General features: G+C 45.0%; 12 protein-coding genes. 11 read left to right on the plus strand and 1 reads right to left on the minus strand.

Going from position 1 to position 21121, the window contains the following annotated elements; translation table 11 throughout:
* The first annotated feature begins 185 nt into the window (after window positions 1-185).
* From AB4513_RS21165 to AB4513_RS21215, 11 genes are all read left to right on the plus strand, one after another.
* A complete protein-coding gene (locus tag AB4513_RS21165; protein WP_009845539.1) occupies window positions 186-2315 on the plus strand; it encodes a TonB-dependent siderophore receptor in 2130 nt (709 codons plus the stop codon).
* Between the two features lie 90 nt (window positions 2316-2405).
* Entirely contained in the window at window positions 2406-3359 is a 954-nt protein-coding gene (locus AB4513_RS21170) for an iron-siderophore ABC transporter substrate-binding protein (protein ID WP_032555065.1), read from the plus strand.
* Window positions 3359-5353, plus strand: a complete 1995-nt coding sequence (gene fhuB / locus AB4513_RS21175; protein ID WP_009845537.1) for a Fe(3+)-hydroxamate ABC transporter permease FhuB — start codon at window positions 3359-3361, stop codon at window positions 5351-5353. Before AB4513_RS21170 ends, fhuB begins: the two co-directional genes overlap by 1 nt.
* 253 nt (window positions 5354-5606) lie before the next feature.
* Window positions 5607-6419, plus strand: coding sequence for a crotonase/enoyl-CoA hydratase family protein (locus tag AB4513_RS21180; RefSeq protein WP_102258131.1), 813 nt, complete (start codon window positions 5607-5609; stop codon window positions 6417-6419).
* Window positions 6420-6512: 93 nt separating this feature from the next.
* Window positions 6513-7703, plus strand: coding sequence for an OmpP1/FadL family transporter (locus AB4513_RS21185; protein WP_009845535.1), 1191 nt, complete (start codon window positions 6513-6515; stop codon window positions 7701-7703).
* Window positions 7703-8392: a hypothetical protein gene (locus AB4513_RS21190; protein WP_009845534.1), complete on the plus strand. Its 690-nt coding sequence runs from the start codon at window positions 7703-7705 to the stop codon at window positions 8390-8392. The genes AB4513_RS21185 and AB4513_RS21190 overlap by 1 nt, the downstream gene beginning before the upstream one ends.
* Window positions 8393-8715: 323 nt before the next feature.
* Window positions 8716-9828 (plus strand): NADH:flavin oxidoreductase, encoded by a 1113-nt coding sequence (locus AB4513_RS21195; RefSeq protein WP_032555063.1) that lies wholly within the window; start codon window positions 8716-8718, stop codon window positions 9826-9828.
* A 420-nt stretch (window positions 9829-10248) separates the two neighbouring features.
* A complete protein-coding gene (locus tag AB4513_RS21200) occupies window positions 10249-10884 on the plus strand; it encodes a CatB-related O-acetyltransferase (protein ID WP_009845532.1) in 636 nt (211 codons plus the stop codon).
* A gap of 178 nt (window positions 10885-11062) precedes the next feature.
* Window positions 11063-12709: an ABC transporter ATP-binding protein gene (locus AB4513_RS21205; RefSeq protein WP_102258132.1), complete on the plus strand. Its 1647-nt coding sequence runs from the start codon at window positions 11063-11065 to the stop codon at window positions 12707-12709.
* Window positions 12706-14958 (plus strand): ABC transporter transmembrane domain-containing protein, encoded by a 2253-nt coding sequence (locus AB4513_RS21210; RefSeq protein ID WP_009845530.1) that lies wholly within the window; start codon window positions 12706-12708, stop codon window positions 14956-14958. Before AB4513_RS21205 ends, AB4513_RS21210 begins: the two co-directional genes overlap by 4 nt.
* Window positions 14951-16264 carry an HlyD family type I secretion periplasmic adaptor subunit gene (locus AB4513_RS21215; protein WP_009845529.1) on the plus strand — a complete coding sequence of 438 codons (1314 nt, stop codon included), beginning with the start codon at window positions 14951-14953 and terminating at the stop codon, window positions 16262-16264. Before AB4513_RS21210 ends, AB4513_RS21215 begins: the two co-directional genes overlap by 8 nt.
* Before the next feature lie 96 nt (window positions 16265-16360).
* Here AB4513_RS21215 and AB4513_RS21220 read toward each other — a convergent pair.
* A partial coding sequence (locus AB4513_RS21220; protein ID WP_372193347.1) for a VCBS domain-containing protein occupies window positions 16361-21121 on the minus strand: 4761 nt, incomplete at its 5' end.

Below are 21121 nucleotides of genomic sequence, written 5' to 3' on the forward strand. Positions count from 1 at the left end.
ACGCTACTAGGTCAAATGTTACTAGATCAATTGTGTGTTTAATCAGCAATTGACCTAGTTTTACTCAAAATAGGCCAAGTTCTTTTTGAACTTGCACCAAATTGTTAATTATCCTACCTCTAGATACATACAATGCAAATGAGATTTATTACTATTTACAATTAAGCATTGGTACCGAGGGAATCATGACCACTCACACTCGTTTTAAGTATTCATCATTGGCAGTCGCGTTGCTGACTGCGTTTTCAGCGCAAGCATTCGCGGAAGATACCGCTACTTCGGCAGATTCGAATGTAGAAACTATTACTGTTATGGGTAAAGCCTACCGTAATACAGCAACGAAAACCGTTTTAGCACCAGAAGAAACGCCGCAAACACTTAACGTTATCGAAAGCGAACAGATGGAACAACGTGGTGTTAAGTCTGTAATGCAAGCTCTTCGCTATGCACCAGGTGTATCAACCGAGAATAAAGGTGGTGCAGTGGTTCTTAGTGATTGGGTTAAAATTCGCGGTTTTGACTCTACGAATAACTATTATGACGGAATGATGTTGCCAATCCTTCCTGGATGGAACGTACAACCTCAGATTGATCCTATTGCGATGGAGCGTTTGGAAATATTTAAAGGTCCAACATCGGTTCTTTACGGATCAATGCCACCAGGAGGCATGGTTAATATCATTGCAAAAGCGCCTAAGTTCGAAGAGTCTACGAAAATTGGCTTAGCAACGGGTTTAGATAACTTAGTTGAAGCTTCAATGGATACAACGGGTGCTTTGAGTGACAACGTTGCTTATCGCTTGGTTGCTCTGGGTCGTAAGAAAGATACGCAAGTAGACGGTGTTGAGGAAGAGCGCTATGTGATTGCGCCATCAATCGATTGGTATGTGTCTGATAAAACCTTTATTAACTTCAATCTTTATTATCAGAATGACCCTGCATTAGGTCAGAACGTGACACTCCCATTAGCGGCGATTGAATCAGGAAAAGTATCACCTTCGACATTTGCCGGGGATGTTAATTACAACACCATCAAACGTGATTTCTTTATTACTGGTTATAAGTTTAACCATGATTTCAACTCAAATTGGGCATTTCTTCAGAATTTCCGTTATATGAAAACTGACTTTTATCAAGAAAGTACTAGCAGTGGCAATTTTGATGCTTCAACTGGCTCATTAGCTCGTTCGGCATATAGCACCGATGAAAGTTCTACGGGTATTAGTGTTGATAACCAACTATCGGGCTTAGTGTCGACTGGCTCATTGGATCACTATTTACTTTTTGGTGTGGATTATCGAAACACAGAGGGTGATGTAGCCTACGACGCTTTCGCAGGTGTTGATAGCATCAACCTTTACAATCCAAATAACAATAAGCTGAATCCGAATGATTTTACAAAAACGTATTATCAAAATAACGACATTGAAGTGAGTCAGCTTGGATTCTATTTCCAAGATCAGATGTTGATTGATAATTGGGTGTTCATTGCTGGTGGTCGTTTTGACAAAGTCGAAACAACGACAAAAGTATCAGTATTGGGTGGTGCACCAAGCAAAACGGATACTGATGATACAAACTTCTCATACCGCTTAGGCGCTTTGTACAAATTTGATAATGGTTTATCTCCATTTGCTAACTTTGCTACCAGTTTTGAACCGAGTGTAAAGTTAGATACTAACGGTAATAACTTAGATCCTGAAACCGGTGAACAAGTCGAGTTTGGTCTTAAGTATGACTCATATGAGAATATGATTTCAGGTTCGATGGCTCTGTTCCAAGTGAATAAGAAAAATGTTGGAGTTCGTCCTGATGGCGCTTCACCATGGACTTCAGTTGGCGAGATTCGCTCACAAGGTATTGAGTTGGAAGGACGAGCACAAGTCACTGAAAACTTGGATGTGTTGGCGAACTACACATACACCGATATGGAAATTACGGAAGATAGAAATGCGTCAAATATCGGACAAACACCAGTATTTGTACCAGATCATACTGCAAATGTTTGGGCTAACTACTTTGTACGTAGTGGTACAATGAGTGGCCTTAGAGTCGGCGGTGGCGTGCGTTATGTGGGAGAAACTGTTCTAAACGATACGTCAGACAAAAATAAAGGCCAAGTACCATCATATACTTTAGTTGATTTGTCTCTAGGTTATGACTTAGGAGAGGTTAACAGCTCGCTTAAGAACGCAACAGCTAATGTCGTTGCAAATAACATATTCAATGAAGAGTATTACACTTGTTGGAATGAGAGCTATTGCTGGTACGGTCAAGAGCAAACTGTAGAATTTAATGTTAATTACGAATTCTAACTAAGTTAGGGTTATCAATTTAAAGCAGCCATTACTGGGCTGCTTTTGTCGTTTGAATAAATATAGAATTTAGATTGAGTAGGCAACAATATGAATTTACAACGAATCGCTTCCCATGTTTCTAAAATAAAGAGCTTGCATATAAAGCTGGCGGTATCCGTATTAGCGAGCGCTTTATCGTTTAATGCGATGGCCGATTACCAAGTTGAAGACAGCGAGGGCGTTAAAACCCTTGAAGCTCAGCCTGTTAGAGTGGCGGCGCTGAACTGGGACATAGCCGAACAAGTGATTGAACTCGGTGTAACACCAGTAGCAGTACCTGATATTGCTGGTTATACCGACTGGGTTGTTCAGCCTGCCATTCCAGAAGGCGTGGCGGACATTGGCACTCGAACTGAGCCTAATTTTTCTGCTTTGAAGAAGCTAAACCCTGATGTGATTCTTATCGCTTCGCCTCAGAAAGATCTTCAGGATCGACTCTCGGAAATTGCGCCCGTACTTTACTACCAAACGTACAGTGAACAACACAACAATGCAGCGGCTGCTATAGAGAACTTCAAGAAGATAGGTAAATTGCTTGGCAATGAAGAACAAGCGAACAACAAATTGGCAGTGATGGATGAACGTATCGCTGTTCTAAAAGCTGAGTTAGACAAAGCGTATCCGGGTGACAAGCCAAAAGTTACTTCTTTCCGTTTTGCGAGTACCACATCGGTGTTTATCTACGGCGATAATTCGATTCCGCAATATGCGCTTGAACAGTTAGGTTTTGAAAATGCGATGGATCTTCCTGCGAGTCAGTGGGGCATCAGTCAAAAACGAATGACAGAGCTTAAGAACGTAAAGAAGGGCATTGCGCTTTACTTTGAACCTTTTCCATATCAAGAAAAGTTAGACCGATCCCCGGTTTGGAAGAGCATGCCTTTTGTTCGTAACGGTCAATTTAGTCCAGTAGCGGCAAGTTGGAGTTACGGTGGTGCAATGTCGATTTTGTATAACGCAGAAGCTATGGCGCAATCGCTGTTGACGTTAGCGGAGCAGTAATGAAATCCAGTGGTTTGGTGATGGGGGCAGCGCTGTTTTTCGCTTCCCTTGTTCATTTATGGTTAGGGCAATCTGAATTTGGCCCTATCGGTGAGCTGCTCCAGCAAGTTTCACTGATCAGTGACAGCGTGACATTCAACTCAATGGTTGATGATTCATTCGAGTTGATGGCGTTAATCTATGTCAACTTGCCTCGCTTGGTCATGGCGATTTTGGTTGGTGGAACACTCGGCACCATAGGTAGCCTGTTTCAACAACTGACGCAGAACCGAATGATGTCGCCGCTTACTTTAGGTACGTCGTCAGGGGCGTGGCTTGGTTTGGTTATTCTGAATGTGGTTGCGCCGATGTTGGTCGCTCAGTATTCAGTTTGGTTCGCTCTGATCGGTGCACTGCTGGCGATGGGGCTGATTGTTTCGATTGTCGGAATCAAAAACATGAGCGGCTTGCCAATTGTTTTGTCGGGCATGGCAGTTAACTTACTGTTAGGCGCATTTGCGACTGCGATTATTTTGCTCAATGACCAGTACGCCCAGAACTTGTTTGTATGGGGAGCGGGTGATCTAGGACAGAACGGTTGGGAACAAGTAATTTGGCTGATGCCTAAGCTACTTCCGATCTTTGCCATCTTCTTATTGGCGCCAAGAGTCCTGACTTTGCTTTCGATTGGCACTGAAGGGGCAGCAGCACGCGGGCTCAATATTGGCGCAACATTCTTTGTGCTAATGGCAATTGGCGTTTGGTTGGTCTCAGTGTCGATTACCTCAGTGGGCGTGATCAGCTTTATTGGTTTGATAGCTCCGAACATTGCGAGGCATTTAGGTTTTCTAAAGGCCAAATCTGAACTCGTCGCAAGCTGTGTATTAGGTGCGCTACTGCTTTGTGTGACCGACAGCTTGGCGATTTTCTTGGCGCAATGGTCTTTGGATATGATTCCAACAGGAACGGCAACCGCGGTGATTGGCGCTCCAGCGTTGATCATAATTGCGAGAAAGCAATTATCGGCTCAAGATCAGCTGTTTTTCTCGATGCCTAAAGGCCCAAAGTTTATTTCACCTTTGGCTTACTTCTTGTTAGGCACAATGATTTTTGGGCTGTTGGCGTTGAGTACGCTCTCACAGCCTTCTTCTGATATGGGCTATTTTGTTATCCCAGACGCATTTGAATGGTCGATTCGTTGGCCGAGAATATTAACGGCGATATTCGCTGGTGGCGGTTTGGCGGTGGCGGGCGTGATTTTACAAAGGTTAGTCTACAATCCGCTTGCAAGCCCGGACATTCTTGGTGTGTCGGCGGGCGCTGTTCTGGCGTTGATTTTCAGTAGCCTATTTATGGGTTATTCGATTCACTCATTGAGCCCTTGGATTGCTTTCTTAGGCAGCGCGATTGCACTGTGTTTATTGCTATTCCTTGGCAAGAAGCATCAGTTTGCACCTTCGATCTTGATTCTCACAGGTATCTCATTAACCGCAGTTTTGGAAGCTTTGGTGCAATTCTCTTTAACGCGAGTGGGTGAGGGGAAATACACTTTATTGGCTTGGTTGGCAGGCTCTACCTATCGTGTTGAACCTGAGTCGGCAATGATTATGACCATGGTGATAACGGCTTCTATCGGGGCTGCTTTGCTATTGAGCCGTTGGGTGACCTTAATTGCGACTGGCCGACAGTTCGCGAGTGCCAGAGGGCTGAATATCAGTATCGCCTACGTGGCACTGTTGTGTATTGTTGCGATCTTATGTTCGGTCGTGACAACCACCATGGGACCAGTCGCGTTTGTCGGCTTGTTAGCTCCGCATATCGCAGCAATGGTGGGCGCTCGTTTGGTTCGAGAGCAGATCATCTTGTCGTTTTTGATTGGTGCAGCATTGATGCTATTTGCAGACTGGTTAGGGCAAGTGGTGGTGTTCCCAGCGCAGCTTGCCGCAGGGACGTTAGTTTCAATTATTGGTGGCAGTTATTTCATCTTCTTGTTACTGAAATCTCGAAGAACATAGGTTCTGTCAAAACAGAGAGCCCTTGATTATCAAAGCTACTGGTATTCAAAACTACTGGCAATCAAAGCGATTCGCAATAAAAGCTACGAATGAAAAGCAGTGAATGGAGCGAACCATCACTGCTTTTTTATTGATGTCGTTTGTGTAAGGGGGAGGTGTTAAGCAACACAGGTCTCGCTTCTTAATGTGCAAGTTTGGCATATGTTAATAAAATGTATAACCTAAAGGTCTGACCACTTATAAGGTAGCCACCATGCCAAACCTCGATCGTATCACTTGTTCCATTGATGAAAACCAAATTGCCACCGTTGTGCTGAATAGACCCGATAAGCTCAACGCTATTGATATGGCGATGTTTGAAGGCGTCAATAATATGATCAGAGAACTCAAAAAGAATAACGAGATTCGCGCTGTGATAGTGAAAGGTAATGGTACGGATTTTTGTTCAGGGCTCGATGTTAAATCGTTATTGAACAGTAAAGTTGGAGCGATGAAGCTTTTGTTCAAATGGTTGCCGACGTTGCCAAATGCGGCTCAGTATTTTTCTATTGGTTGGCGAGAGATCCCTTGCCCTGTCATTTTTGCGATTCACGGGCGTTGTTGGGGAGGTGGGCTTCAATTAGCCAGTGGTGGTGATTTTAGAATCGCTAGCCCAGACGCGAACTTCTCGATATTGGAAGCGAAGTGGGGGCTGATTCCTGACATGGGAGGCGCCATCGCATTTCGCGAGCTGATGCGTAAAGATCACACCTTAGAAATGGCAATGACGGCCAAAGTGATCGACTGTGAAACCGCGAAAGAATATGGATTGGTGACTAAAATCGCTGAAGACCCTTACGCTGAAGCCTATGCGTTGGCACTTGAGTGCGCGAATCGGTCGCCAGATGTTGTCGCTGCTAATAAGAAACTCTACAACAAGACTTGGTGGTCCAGTCCTGGGTTCGCCTTATTTTACGAGACTTGGTATCAAATAAAGGTAGGGGTAGGTAAGAACAGAGCAATTGCTGCTCAACGTGAAATTCATCGAGACAAGGCGCGTCCATACGTCGCTAGAAGGTTCAAATAGCGCTTGTAAAGTAATAACGGGTATTCCCATTGTTTATAGGGCTTTGCGGTAACCTTAGATCAATTTAATGTCTAAGGCTAAATGAGCAATCTGATGAACAAAACTTTTACTTACTCGCTAGCTGCCACCGCAATTTTTACAAGTTTAAATGCTTTCGCAAGTGGTCTATTTTTACAAGAAGCTGTCGTCGCCAATGCCGGTACAACTGGCGCAGGTGACGGTGTTTACTCTCGTTCAGCTGCTGCGATGTGGACCAACCCAGCAACCATGTCTCACATGGGCGAAAGCAAAACGACTATCAATACCATGGCGTTTGACCTTGAGATGAAATATCAAGACAACCAAGACTCTAGCGGTGATGGTAAAGGCCATTCAGTGTTGCCTTCATTTGGTGCTTTCCACGCGCATCAAGTAACAGACCAACTGCACCTTGGTATCGCACTTGGCGCTGTTGGTGGCTCAAGCCTTGATTACGGTAGCGATTGGGCAGGTGCTGCCCTTCTAGAAGAAATTACTCTGACCGCAATGCAAGTGAATCCATCACTGAGTTATAAGCTGAATGACCAATGGTCTGTTGGCGCAGGTATTCAATTGAGTTGGGCTGCATTACAACAGTCATCTTCTCTTTTTATAGCCAAGCAAGATACTGACTGGGCTTATGGTTATAACCTTGGTGTTATGTACACTCCAACAGAGAAGTTAAAATTGGGTGCGAGTTACCGCTCGAAACTAGAGCACGAATTTAACAATGATGTGAATGTCTTTACTGGCGGTAAACGTTCATTGAATACTGGTATTGATGTACCTGAACTCGTTGATGTCAGTGCAAGCTATGCATTGAATTCTCAATTAGATTTATTGGCAAGCATCCAGTTTCATCGTTGGAGCCAATGGGACAATACTGTTTTGGATCTAGGTACCAACGAAAATGGGGACTTCCCAATTAGTCAAACTCTACAACGTGACTGGGATGATGTTTGGAAATTTGCTGTTGGTGCTGACTACCAGCTGAACTCTGACTGGCGTTTAAAGGCGGGCTTCTCTTACGAAACCTCTCCACAAGACGATCCTTCAATGCAGTGGGTTGATCTCCCTGTAGGCGAACAGTATCGCTACTCGGTAGGTGCTTCAACGTATTGGGATGATATCTTGATCGATGTGTTCTACGAATACGCGGACTTAGGTTCGGTTGAGATGAATCGTGATGGACCTAAAGGGCGCAACTTGCTCAATGGTTCTTTCGATGGCCGTATCCACTTTGTTGGCCTTAGTGCGACCTTCTAATGACATTACGTACTCTATTATTTGTTGCTGCGGCAACGCTCGGGTCGATGGGGGCTTTTGCTGAAGAGAAGCACCCTGACGACCCGACTAAGATTGTAACCAAAGCTGGCGTTGCTTATAACGAAGAGCTTAAGTTTTCGGGCTCTATTGGGCTGGATGAAGCGCGAATGATCAACGCTCGTGTCAATGCGGACGGCGAAGAGTGGCGATTAGGCGGTTCATGGCTGTTGCCGATGGGTATCGTGAATTTCAACTTTAGCCGTTCTGAATATGATAACGATGCTTATAAGAACAACTACAGTATTGGCACATTTATACCACTGAGCTATTTCGATATTGAGCCGTTCGGTTGGCAAATCTTCCCAATGGCTGGTTACAGCTACAACGATGGTGAAGTAGCCGTATTCGATGGTGAGAATGTGGGTTCTGATTATGTATTGATGCCGAGCTCGACACATGGTGGCTATATCGGAGCGTTTGGCTTAAAAACGATAACCGATGAATGGTCTATCATGGGCTTTGGTGGTGGTTCAATGGGTTCTGACGATTATTCAGGGTATTGGGCAGGTGTCGGTGCTAGCTACAAGTTGAGTGATGCTCAATCATTCAACGTCTTCACTATTTTTGCTGAGGACGATTTTGGTGAAAATAACAGTGTTGGTGCGTCTTACACCTATGAGTTTAAATAGCTGTTAGCAATCCGCAGGTGGACGTCTCTCGTAAGAACCATTCACTTAGTCCGGATTAAATTGAACAAAGTCGCTTGTTAAAACTGAGCGACTTTCTTTTATTCTATTTCCCAATCTTTTTTATCTCTTTCTTCCTTTTTCTAATGTGAGAGTACTGCTCTCTTAATCTAGATTAAGTTTTCCTCGTCTTATTCTCTGTACTATCCGCATAAATCAACGCCCATTCAGTAATGGACAAAAGAGAGTCACTTTGTGAAAAAGAAGTGGTTCTCTTTTGTCTTTTATAATGGCCAAACATCATAAAGATTTAATGAGGATAAGACTTGAGCACTTTGTTTACAGAAACACGCATCTGCAGCATGACATTGAAGAACCGCTTCATGAGAAGTGCAACGTGGGAAAATATGGCCACCGAAGATGGGCATATGACAGATAAACTGTACGCTATCTATGAAGAGTTGGCTCAAGGTGAAGTCGGCCTGATCGTAACGGGTTACGCGAACATCGTTGAAGAAGAAAAGCCAAATGCGGGCATGATTGGTATGTATAACGACTCATTCATTGCAGAGTATCAAAAGCTCACTCAATTGGTTCATGACAACGACTCTAAAATCGTCATGCAATTGGCATACGGTGGCACAAAGACCACGCATGATCTTGGCGAACGAGTGATCTTTGCACCAAGTGAAGTTCCTGAAAAAGGGACTCAAACACTGGGTAAAGCGATGACCAAAGACGAAATTGATTACATTGTTGATGCCTTTGCTCAAGCGTCATTGAGAGCACAAAAATCAGGTTTTGATGGCGTTGAAATTCATGCTGCTCACACTTACCTGATTAATCAGTTCTTAAGCCCTTACTACAACCAACGTGAAGATGAGTACGGCGGTAACTTAGAAAACCGCATGAGATTCTTGTTAGAGATCTATATCGCGACGCGTAAGCTGGTGGGTGATGATTTCCCTATCTTAGTTAAACTCACTGCATCGGAGTTTTTTGAAGGTGGTGTCACCTTTGAGGAAACACGTATTGTCTGTAAAAAGCTTGAACAAGTGGGCGTGGATGGCATTGTCCTGTCAGGTAATATTCATGGTAAAGCAGACACTATGATTGGCGAGTCGCACGATGGCTTTACCATTCAAGCTGAAGGCTACTTCCATGAGTATGGTCACGCGATCAGCCAAGACGTTAATATTCCGGTGATCACTGTGGGTGGATTGACGGATTTTGATGCTATCGAAGCGATTGCAAACAACACAGGTATTGAATACTTCGCTCTTTCAAGACCGCTGCTTTCTGAACCGCATTTAGTTAAGCGTTGGAAGGAAGGGGATAGAAGCCCTGTTGAATGCGAACGATGCTCTAAGTGTCGCACTAAGCGCGGCAACTTCTGCGTGGTGAATAAAGACAGAAAAGTACAGCTTGCTCGCATGTAGTCGCTGAACCTAGCTTCAAGCGAGAACCGAAGTTTATAGCCGAGTCTAAGTTTGAGCCTGTGTAATCGCGCAGGCTCTTGTTTATTCCGTATTCCACGAAACGAAATTTGAAACCTTATTAATCACATCTTCCTGTCAAATTGGCGCGATTAAACAGATACACTGCGCCTGTAAATTATCCAACCAAGTTATCGATAACAAATTGAGCAAACTGTGAAATTACTTCCTCTTCTTAAGCAACCTCGAATCCACTGACGACTCTTTAGTTTTAGCGACATTGCTATGATTTAAGCGTGATACTCACTATTCATCCCAGTGAACCCTGTTTTTTTAGGGCGTTAGTTTGTGCACCTTGGATTTGCATCGTCGAACATTTTGATAGTTAACGAATAAAACTAAATAGATCATTCAGAGGTAAAAATGCAAAAGAAGCATTGGTCCAAATTCGAGTTGCTGCATGAAGTCGTAACCAACCCCAATATTCACGTAAAAGGTCAACACAGTTATTACAGCGATTGCTGGGACAACGGTTTTGAACAATCGGTAGTTCGCTATTTACACGGCGACGAAGTCAGCCGCCAGTGGGAGCCTCGCTGGGAAATCGATGAACTGTACATCGGTGACTATGTTTGTATCGGGGCTGAAGTCGTAATTCTGATGGGCGGTAACCATACCCACCGAGTCGATTGGTTCTGTTTGTATCCATTTATGGATGTGATTGAAGACGCCTACATTGGCAAAGGCGATACTCACATTGAAGATGGGGTGTGGTTAGGCATGCGAGCGATGGTGATGCCCGGTGTGACGATTGGCGAAGGCGCTGTGGTTGCAGCGAACAGTGTTGTGACAAAAGACGTCGCTCCCTACAGCATTGTCGGTGGTTCTCCAGCTAAAGTCGTCAAATACCGCTTTGATGAGTCCGTTATTGACGAACTCATTTCATTCAAAATATACGAGTGGCCAGAAGAGAAGTTTGAAGCGTTGAGGAAGCATTTATGTAACTCAGACTTTTCAAAGTTAAAGCAGGCGATAACGGATTACGACAATTGTTTGTAAGGAGCGCTTGTAACGAGCATTTGTAAGGTGCGTTTTTAAGGTACGGGTATAGCCACAGATTTGTGTAGAAAGATCTGTGTCATATTTATATTGAAAAACACGTTAAATCAGTCCGTTACCTTGCAATACTCAACATGGTGTACCAATCTTATTTCATAAGCATGGATAAGGATTGTGTATGCCCGCAAGTTCAATGAAAAACAAAGGGGTGGTGGGGAAAGTCCTACTGCCTTCTTTACTCATAAATCTTCTCTCTCTCGCCGTTCCGTTAACGGTTTTACAAATTTACGATCGTATTTTACCTAACCAAAGTTACGGTACTGCCACTTTGTTGTTGGCGGGTGCAGCGTTGGCTGTTGCCATGGAAGCATTGATCCGGTTTGTGCGTACTTGGCTTTTGTCAGCCGCGGCCAGCAATACCGAGAAAGCGACCTATCAAACCTTGGTTGAAAGAGTAACAACGGCTTCATCAGGACATCTTCGCCACATTGGTGTTGGCGGCGTGGAAGAGGGGCTGGGCTCAGTATCAAAAGTCAAAGATTGGTATTCCGGTGGTGTGATTGCAGGCTTTATTGATTTGCCTTTTGCCTTGATCTTCTTGGGCTTGGTGGCTTACATCGGCGGTGAGCTGGTGGCGATACCTTTGGCAGTTTGGCTGATTACTCTTGGAATCGTTTGGTTATCTTCTATTCGTGTTAAAAGCTTGAGTGAAGAGGCTTCCCAAGATGAGCAGGAGCGAAAAGCGTTTTTGATTTTGCTAAGCCAAACCATTCAGGGAATCAAACGCCAGGCCGTTGAGTCTCGAATCTTTAATCAGTTTAAATCCCTCAATAATGTTCGCTCTCAGTCTAAAGCGAGAGAAGAAGAACAGAACGCTTTCGCCCAAGAATGTATTCAGCTTGCTGCACTAGCTACGTCAGTTTTACTGGTGATCACGGGCAGCTTATGGGTGTTGGATGGCCAGTTAACCACAGGTGGATTGGCGGCATGTTCTATCTTATCGGGCAGAGCGGTTGCACCTTTAAGTGCTTTAGTGGGAGTTCGAATCAAGCTTAATTCAATACACAGTGCCAATCAGGCAATAGAAAAATTGAGTGACTTGTCACTATCGGAATCTTCAGATTCTGAGCAAGCTGAGAACCACTTATCTGACTTTGAGGTGTTGGAAATCAAGCAAGCGACCGTTGAAAGATACGGTGAACTCGCTCATGCGGATGTCACATTGAATAAAGGTGAATTGGTATTGTTAGAGAGTGAGGATCGCCACACCAACAGTCATTTATTGTCGTCGATTGCAGGTATTGATGATCTAAAAGCGGGGGAGTGCTTCATTAATGGAGCTGCAGTTTCAATCGCATCCGTAACCAATATTGCGGCCTACTGTGGCGTTAAAGGGCAGTTGGTGTCGGGTACTATTCTCGACAACTTGTGTGGCTTTGACCCTGAGAAAACACAAAGCGCCAGTGACTATGCAAAGCGTTTGGGTTTAATCAAGGAAATCACTCGATTACCCGATGGACTAGAGACACAAATTGGCCATACGAGTGCGTCTCTGCTGAGTATGGGTAACGTGAAAATGCTCAATATCGCGACTCAACTGGCAAGTGATAAGCCCATTATCATGTTAGAAAGGCCAGATTCCTCGCTTGATTTAGATGCCCTTGGAAACCTAGCGAAGGTGTTGGAAGAAGAAGTGGCGGCAGGACGGACGATACTGATGGTGAGCTACCATTCTAAACTTCGCGAATTGGCCAATCGAATCATTACAGTGGAAAGTCGAGCTATTACGGTCGACAGCGAGAGCAATCAGGAGGCCGTCGTATGAATCGTTTAGATATTGGTAACCCTTCAGGTACGAACAACCGTGCAGATACCAGCGGTCGACAAGAGGTGATGAATCATTTAGAAACCGAGAGCCTTTCCGTTCTTAAGCAATTGGAAGTTAATGCTAATATCCAGTTGTTCGCACATCAATGGGTCGATGAAAATGGCATTGAATCAATCGACGATATGTTTGCCTTGTTCGACAGGCTTGCACTGCCTTATCGCTTGGTTGCCAACCTAGATGAAGTTGGTGAACATAAATTGGTCTTACTGGTACTTGGTGAACATGAGCTGGTCTCTGGTCATTTAGAATCCAAGCAATTTGTTGCCTTTAATGCCAATGACGACATTACCGATGTCCCTCAGTTTTGTATTGTTATCGAAGGTCCACCACTAGAGAAGGCTTCTCCTGATTGGGTTGGCGAACGACTACATGCGTTTCGCCCCATTATTCCTAAATTGCTGCTAGTCAGCTTTATCACTAACTTATTTGCGCTTGCTGTTCCCTTCATCACGATGTCGATTTATGACCATGTGATTGGTGGTGATGCAGGGCATGAGTTGCAAGGTATCGCCATTGGCGCGGCGTTGTTGTTTGTGATGATGGGTTGGTTGAGAACATTACGTAGCCGAGTGTTTGCTTCAGTTTCCAACCGAGTAAGTCGTGAGATTTCTCAATCCCTCGTGCAGCGTCTGCTTCGTAATAGCTATGCTCAAAATCAGCAAACAGCTTCTTCTAGTCAGCAAAACCAAGTGATGTTGTCAGAGCGTATTTCAGGTGTGCTATCGGGGCCATTAGGAAATGCGTTATTTGACCTACCATTCATTCTTATTTTTGTACTTGCGATAGGTGTTTTAGGCGGGTGGTTGGTACTGGTTCCAGTCGTCTCTTTAATCCTTTATTACTTGCTAGCAAAACGCTCGATACGCTCTAGCAGCAAGCGCTCTATGCAATCGACAGTGGCAGGTACGAATCGTCAAAACATGACTAATGAGCTGTCATCCAAGCTTGCCTTTATTCGCAGTGCTGGGTTCTCAGAGCACTGGATTCAACGTTTCAAAAAAGCCAATCTTCTTGCTTCAACAGTGACCTTTAATCAATCGGTTCTCCAGAGCCGGTACACCTCGATTTACTATTTTATTGGTGTGGGATCGACACTCGCCGTGATGGGGTTAGGTATAGGACTTATTTTTGAACAAGTGATGACCCCTGGTGGTTTGATTGCTTCAATGATGTTGATATCTAAGGTGACTGGCCCAGCTCAGGTGTTGGCAAACAGTGCGATGCGTTTTAATAGCTTTAATCAATCCAAGCTGCAAGTGAACCGTATTTTGTCTCAGCCGTCTGAGCGTGAATTCAGTTACCAGCATCACCCGTTACCCGTGGTAGCGCCTAACTTGAAATTAGACCAAGTGACGCTGCGCTATCCCAAACAGAGTCGCCCGGCCTTGAATGGTGTGAGTTTTGATATTGAAGCCGGTGAAATTGTCGCGATTACCGGCCCTTCTGGGAGCGGTAAATCAACATTAATTGAAGTGCTGTCTGGCTTGCAGCCTATCCAAAACGGTATGGTCGAGCTTGAAGGCGTTAACCTCGTTCAATATGATCCGCAGCTTTATCGCCACTGGTGTTTCATTCGAGCCGCATATCCTGATTTGCTTACGCTGAGTATTCGAGAGTGGCTAAACGACGGTCACAAAGTCGAAGATAAGAAAATGATATCTGCAATTGAAATGGTGGGCGGAAAGCGTTGGTTCGAGACATTATCAGGTGGGCTCGATACTTCCATCAGCAGTATTCAGCCGGACAGCCTTTTTGACATGTTGTCTGGCAGCGTCGCGCAGATCCTCATTGATGCAAAAGCGCTGGTTTATGACTACCCAATGTTCTTAATGGATAATCCTGTGCCTGATGCTCACCCAAATGCTAAACGTATATTTGGTGAGTTTGTGCAGTCGAAAAAAGGAAAAGCAACGGTGATTTACACGTCCCACGATCCGGATTTAATCAAGCTTGCCGATAAAGTGGTGGTATTAAATGAAGGTGCAGTGGTTTATGCCGGTCCATTAGAGCCGGAGCAGTCTTTGAAGCAGGAACAGCCTTCAGAGCCTCAAGCTTCTCAAGAACCGCAGTTATCTGAGCAACCGTTATCTCAAGAGCTACAGCCGTCAACTCAAGAGGCGTCTGCTCAACAAAATGCAGCCCAACAAGAACAATCAAAGTCTAAGCAAGGAGTCGCTAATGACTAAACAATCTATCGAGAAGGGCAAGCGCTACGGTGAACTTGTTGAATCACAAAATACGGCTCGTACATTGGCGCTGGCCACATGGTCGGTTGCCTTATGTGTTATTGCTTTTGCCACTTGGTCTGTAGTCACTCAAGTTGATGAAATCGCCAAAGCCAAAGGTGCTGTGATTCCAGAAGGCGAGAAGCAAGTATTACAAAGCGCGATTGGCGGTAAGTTAAAGCAAATTCTCGTTAAAGAAGGGCAGTTGGTTGAGAAAGGCCAGCCGCTTGTTGAGTTTGATGCCACTTTCCAGCGTACCGCCCTTGAAGAGCTAAAGTCCCAACAAGTGACGCTTCTAGCCAGTGTGGAACGTATGAATGCGCTGCTTGAGCAACGTGAGCCTAACCTTGCTGAGTTTGAGGTCGATTACCCAGAGATCGTCAGCCAACAAAAAGCGCAGCTGAACGCGCAAAAAGCCCTCTACTTCCAAAAGCGTGTGGTGCTTGAGAAAGAGAGCGAGCAAATTGCAGAGCAGCTTCGTAGCGTAGAAAAGGCCTTGCCGAGTTATGAGAAAGAGTTAAATGCGACTAAGCAAGAGTTGAACATACTGGAGAAGGGTTATAAAGCGGGTAACATTTCACGTTTACGTGTGCTTGAAATGCGTCAGAAACTGGCCAGTATTGAGCAGAAAATTGAAGAAGCTCGTGGTAAGAAAGCTGTGTTAATCAAGCAAGCAGACAGCACTGAGCAAAAAATTGAACAGCTTTTAGCAGAGGCTAAGGCGAAGGTCAGTGACGATCGTTCTAAAGCCGTATCTGACTTATCGGCATTGAATGCAAGAGTTCGTTCAAGCCAAGCTAAATTGACCAACACCATGTTGGTGTCACCGCTACAAGGCTTGGTGCAAAGCCTGCCAAGCACGCAAAACGGTGGTGTTATTCAGCCTGGTGGTACTGTGGTTGAAATCGTTCCTGTTGGTGGGAAAGCAGACTTTAAAGCTCGTTTGTCGCCAAGAGATATTGGTTTTGTGAGTGTAGGGCAGCCGACTCGTATCAAGATTGATGCGTTTGATTACAGCCGCTTTGGGGCGCTAAAAGGGGCGGTTGAGAGTATTTCTCCGACCACAAGTCAAAGCGAGCGTGGCGAGATCTATTATGAAGTCGTAGTGTCGGTTGATACGCCATACTTCCGCGATAACCCAGAGAGCTTTTCTATTTTGCCAGGTATGACGGGAGAGGTAGATATAACTACTGGTGAGAAATCTGTATTCCAGTATTTATGGAAACCGATTTACACCAATGTGAGTGTCGCATTTGGTGAAAGGTAATCGTTATAAAGAGTCGTTGAGAGTAAACGAATAACAACAGCAAATAATAAAAAGGGAGCACATCATGTGCTCCCTTCTGTTTAGTCTCGTTATCGGTTAACTATTTGGATCTATGTCCGGTAACCCATCGATATCGTTGTGATGATGGTGCTCATCATCTTGGTTATGGTTGATGTTTGCATCATGGTGTTCCAGCGCGTCTGACATATCCAAGTGCGCTTGGTCATGTGTTGCTGCATCTGGTTGGTCGACTTGTGCAAGTACGATATCCATATCCGCAGGTTGATCGTGAACCGTTGTCGATGTCGCATCGGGTTTAATGCCCAATGCATCCAGATAAGCGGCTGCACCATGGTGGCTGGTTTTCTGTTCGGGTTCTTGATGGGTCTGCTGGGTTAAATCCAGATTACTATCATCGCTTAGTGTGACCGTAAAGTCGGCTTGCGAAGCCATGTCTGGCTCGTCATGTTGAACAGGAGGCGGTGGTGGTGGAGCAGGGTGTGATGTATGGACGACAGGAGTGATTGTCATATCAACCACTTCAGTTCCAACTGTCAGCTTTCCACTATTTCCTGGCCCATGACTGAGTATCTGGATATTCACATGGGCGACAACTTCATCTTGATTTGTCCCTTGCAATGCCACTTCAAATTTATCTTCATGTTGACCTATACCAGAAGCGCTGCCATGAGGGCCCGTGTGAACTTGGGCTTGCTCTTGATAATGTAAATGACCGGTCTGAGGATCAATAGTTAATGTCCCGTATTGGCCATGATGACTAGTGACGTACTGTCCGTTAGGTAAATGGATTCGCCAACCGCTTTGTGCTGTTGGTACCGGAGTTAACGATGGTAATAGTGGTGGAACCCCAAGCGTGCCAGATACTTGGTGGCTTCCCGATGGTGGTCTGACAATGATAGGTTCAGGAATAGCGCTTGCAGCGAAACCTTGGCTACCTGCGGTATTACCGTGTTCGTCAGTCATTGTTGCTTGTACATTAGAACCGGGATGAACTTCAATTTGTATTCCGTGCTGTAGAGTATGAGCATCTAATACATGATCCTGACCATTGACGACAAGATGCTCACCGATTTTGGCATCACCAGGAGGCGTAACGGTTGCTGTGATCGTGTTTGCTTGTCCTCGGGCGATTTCAGCTTTGCTGTATAAGTTGTCTGCCCCTGCGTTTTCAAAGGTAATCGTAGGAACGCTAACCTGTGTATCGACTTGGTAAGTAACATCTGCAGTGGCATGAGCGCTATTACCTGCGGTATCTGTTATCGCTACTGATGCCTCTATTTTTTGGTCAGCATCGGCAATGAGTTCACTGCCAGGTACGGCAATTGAATAGTGTCCTTTTGCATCGACCACGCCAGTATGCTGTGTCCCATTTACATCTAAAGTCACAATGTCACCTGCATTAAAATCGCCAGAAACGGATCCGGTGATGTCAATGGAGCTGCTGGATTCTTGAGCATTAATCACATTGTCGGCGGTAATTGGGTCTGTTTGAATACCGACGTGTACTTGTGTATCTATATGGACGGAAAGAAGCGAAGATGTAGCCGGTAGCACTGATGAAGGAGCCAATGCTTTGGCGGATAGATTATGATCGCCATTCGGTAAGCTGCTTACTACAACGTTATATTGGCCAGAAGCATCTGATACCGCGTGTCCAACGGGTGTTGAACCATCGTAAATAGTGACTTTCGAGAATGGAATATCAGTGTGTCCGGTAATCGTTGGCGTAGTGTCGTTGGTAAGGTTGTCAGTGTTCGACGAACCCGAGTCACTCGTTGATGCCAAATTCAATGTCACCGAGTTTGTTGGCGCTACGTTGGTGATCATTAGCAAGGTTGGTAGTGTCGTTGTAACCGTAGGTTGTTGAGGCACTGTGGTTGATATTACTAGGCCACCCGTTGGTGACATGGTGACATGTCCCGAGGCATCAAAGGTGATGAATTTCGAATCTTCAGTATGGCCGTCACTGACTTTTACTTCGAATACATCGACACCATGATAGGAGTTGGTGGCAGAGTTATAACTCATTCCTGTGATAGACGTATTTGGTGTGTAGATGTAGTCACCAGTGTCTGGGTCGACCGACAATGAACCGAATTGACCGTTAGAACTAACGACAGAGAAGGTATGAGTGTCATTAGTGTCTAAATCTGTCTCTGTTAATGTACCTGCTGCTGTTGATGTTTGGTTAACGCCGAGAATCGGTGCGTCATTGGTTCCGGTAATGGTAACCACGATATCATGGTGCGTGCCATCTGCAGATTGAACCGTGATGGTTTCAGTGTCTGTCTGACCTTCGCTAAGCTGTTGAACTATAGGATGGTTGTTGTCAAGGTCGTAAGTCCAGTGACCATTTACATCGATATGAGCGTGCCCATAGCCTTTGCTTCCGGCTATTCCAGCTCCACCCTGTACCGCGGTAAACCCTGCGGTTCCATCAGGGTCACTCGCCGTCAACGTACCTGAAGCTTGAAGTGTTATGTCTTCTTTTGCCACTCCTGTGGAGTCTCCACTGAATGTTGCAGGGTCAGCGACACTCGCTATATTAATGAGTATTGACCCTTCTTTTGAATCAAGATGACCATCGTTTGCGGTAAATTGCACCGCCCCTAATCCGCTGACACCAGAACTAAAGTAGTTGTGAGTTGGGGTGAAGATGAGTGATGAAACGTCGGAGGCGCTGACGTCATCACCAACATTCACTGTGGTGCCATTCAGCGATAACACGCCATGGGCGACATTGGTAATCGTGATGTGGTTTAACGCATCTCCATCAATATCAGAATATTTAAAGTCTGCGGTGGTGAACGCATGAGGCTTATCTTCTAAAGAACTAATAAAACTCGATCCAACGATAGGTGCATCATTGACCGCATTGACATCCACTACCATCGTTGCGCTTGCCGAATTTTTATGGCCATCATTCGCAGTAAATGTAAATTGCGCATAGTTGGCGCCGTTTTCATTATTGCTCGGCGTGAAAGTTAAATGGCCTGCGTCTAAGTCAGCCTTGCTGATTTGCTGGTTGGCGGTTACGACGTTACCGTTTAAAAGTAATAATCCATGACTCGGTAAGCTGCTAATAGTCACGAACTGTAACGCATCGCCATCTTGATCACTGTAACCAAATTCACTGGTGGTAAAGGTTCTGGTGATGTCTTCATTTGTAGAAACAGTTTGCCCTGTCACCGTTGGCGCATGTTGTAGAGGAGGGGTGACTTCAATAGAGAGAGAGTTTTGAGAAGAGTCTCCTATTGGGTTACCCCCATCATCACCGACACGATAAACCATACTTGGCACTTTACCTGTAAAGCCAGCTTCCGGGGTGAAGGTATAATGACCATTCGCTTCGATCGCGAGTGTACCGATACCGGCCATAGTATGTGGTTGCCCAGGCCTTACCGCGACATAACCTGACACGGGGTCCTTTATTTGAATATCTTGCAACACCAGATGTGCGTTGGAATCGGTGTCTGTTGCTGCACCACTCAATCCTTGATCCGTCCCAGAGCCAGTAAGTAGATTCCCTTCAACTGGACCACTATGTTGAACACCAGAATCACTGAGGCTGTGTAGAGTAGGAGCGTCAGTAGTCCCGTTAATAGTGACGGTAATTGAATGCTTGGTACCGTCTTTTGATGTGACTTCAATGCTATCTGTGAGTGTTTGTCCATTGTCTAAGTCTTGAATCTGCGTACTCTTGTTGTCTGCTTTATAAACCCATGTCCCAGTACTAGTGATGTCGAAATGACCATAGGTTCCATCCAGAGATATTTTCGGTTGCCCCTTAAGATCTAATGCAGCTTCGCCATGACCATCAGCGTCAGAAACAATCAGGTGCCCATGGCAATAAAGGGCATCTGGAATAGTTGCTGACCCAGTGATATGCGCGTTATGGTGAATGTTTGTATCTTCTTTTATGCTGCTGGAGTCACCGGCAAATGTGGCGGCATCATTAACTGCTGCAAGGGTTGTGATTGCCCCCGTATGAGTCACTCCGCCATGCGCATCTGTGACGTCATAGCTAAAATGAACTTGGCCGTTATAGTCTTTGGTTGGAGTAAAAGTGTAGGTGCCGTCTTTGTTATCGACAACAGACCCGTGATCGACTAGCAGATTAGCAATGGTGAGTTTGCCTAGGTCGTTGCTATCCACGTCTATAGTGTTTGCTAAGAGTTCGGTGGCCGTGATGGTTTGCGCGAGGTCTTCTTTACCGCTGTTGAGCTGCACTTCTGAAGAGCAGTATGGACGGTCGTTGTCGCCATGAATGGTGATAACAATATCATGAGTAGTACCGTCTTTACTTTGTATCGTTATCGTATCAGTGAGTGTCTCATTTGCACCAAGTTGATCAATCGTCGATCCTACATTTGTTGTTAATCCACCATTTACATCAGCAGTGCCGGTCGCAACACCATAAAACCATTTACCATCTGTATTAAGAATCAAATGGCCATATTTTCCATGATAGGTATAACCAATACCTTTAGAATCAAAACTATTCTCGCCGGTATCTGGATCGATGATTGTTAGTTGCCCCTCAACATGAATCATACTATTAGTTAAATGCGCCATACCTGACTGGGCAAAGTCTGGCGACATATCAGGGTTTCTGTTTTCATAAACATCGCCAGTATCCACACCTGATATAACGGCTTTATCTCCAATCGCATCAATATGAAGAGTGTTAGTAGCCTCTTGTGAGTCAACATGCCCATCGTTAACAGTATATTTAAACTGAACATCGCCATTAAAATCTTGCGCAGGAACGAACTGAAGTTTACTGATGTCAGCTGTAGGGATGTGTTGCCCCGCTGTAACATCGTGTCCATCAAG

Origin of the sequence: Vibrio sp. 10N.222.54.E6, assembly GCF_041473955.1 — a bacterium.
Classification (GTDB): domain Bacteria; phylum Pseudomonadota; class Gammaproteobacteria; order Enterobacterales; family Vibrionaceae; genus Vibrio; species Vibrio tasmaniensis_A.

Excerpts from the sequence above, each read along its gene's own strand:
- AB4513_RS21170 (WP_032555065.1), top strand. The coding sequence starts at position 2,406 with ATGAATTTACAACGAATCGCTTCCCATGTTTCTAAAATAAAGAGCTTG.
- AB4513_RS21200 (WP_009845532.1), top strand. The coding sequence starts at position 10,249 with ATGCAAAAGAAGCATTGGTCCAAATTCGAGTTGCTGCATGAAGTCGTA.
- AB4513_RS21190 (WP_009845534.1), top strand. The coding sequence starts at position 7,703 with ATGACATTACGTACTCTATTATTTGTTGCTGCGGCAACGCTCGGGTCG.
- AB4513_RS21165 (WP_009845539.1), top strand. The coding sequence starts at position 186 with ATGACCACTCACACTCGTTTTAAGTATTCATCATTGGCAGTCGCGTTG.
- AB4513_RS21180 (WP_102258131.1), top strand. The coding sequence starts at position 5,607 with ATGCCAAACCTCGATCGTATCACTTGTTCCATTGATGAAAACCAAATT.
- AB4513_RS21205 (WP_102258132.1), top strand. The coding sequence starts at position 11,063 with ATGCCCGCAAGTTCAATGAAAAACAAAGGGGTGGTGGGGAAAGTCCTA.
- AB4513_RS21215 (WP_009845529.1), top strand. The coding sequence starts at position 14,951 with ATGACTAAACAATCTATCGAGAAGGGCAAGCGCTACGGTGAACTTGTT.
- fhuB (WP_009845537.1), top strand. The coding sequence starts at position 3,359 with ATGAAATCCAGTGGTTTGGTGATGGGGGCAGCGCTGTTTTTCGCTTCC.
- AB4513_RS21185 (WP_009845535.1), top strand. The coding sequence starts at position 6,513 with ATGAACAAAACTTTTACTTACTCGCTAGCTGCCACCGCAATTTTTACA.
- AB4513_RS21210 (WP_009845530.1), top strand. The coding sequence starts at position 12,706 with ATGAATCGTTTAGATATTGGTAACCCTTCAGGTACGAACAACCGTGCA.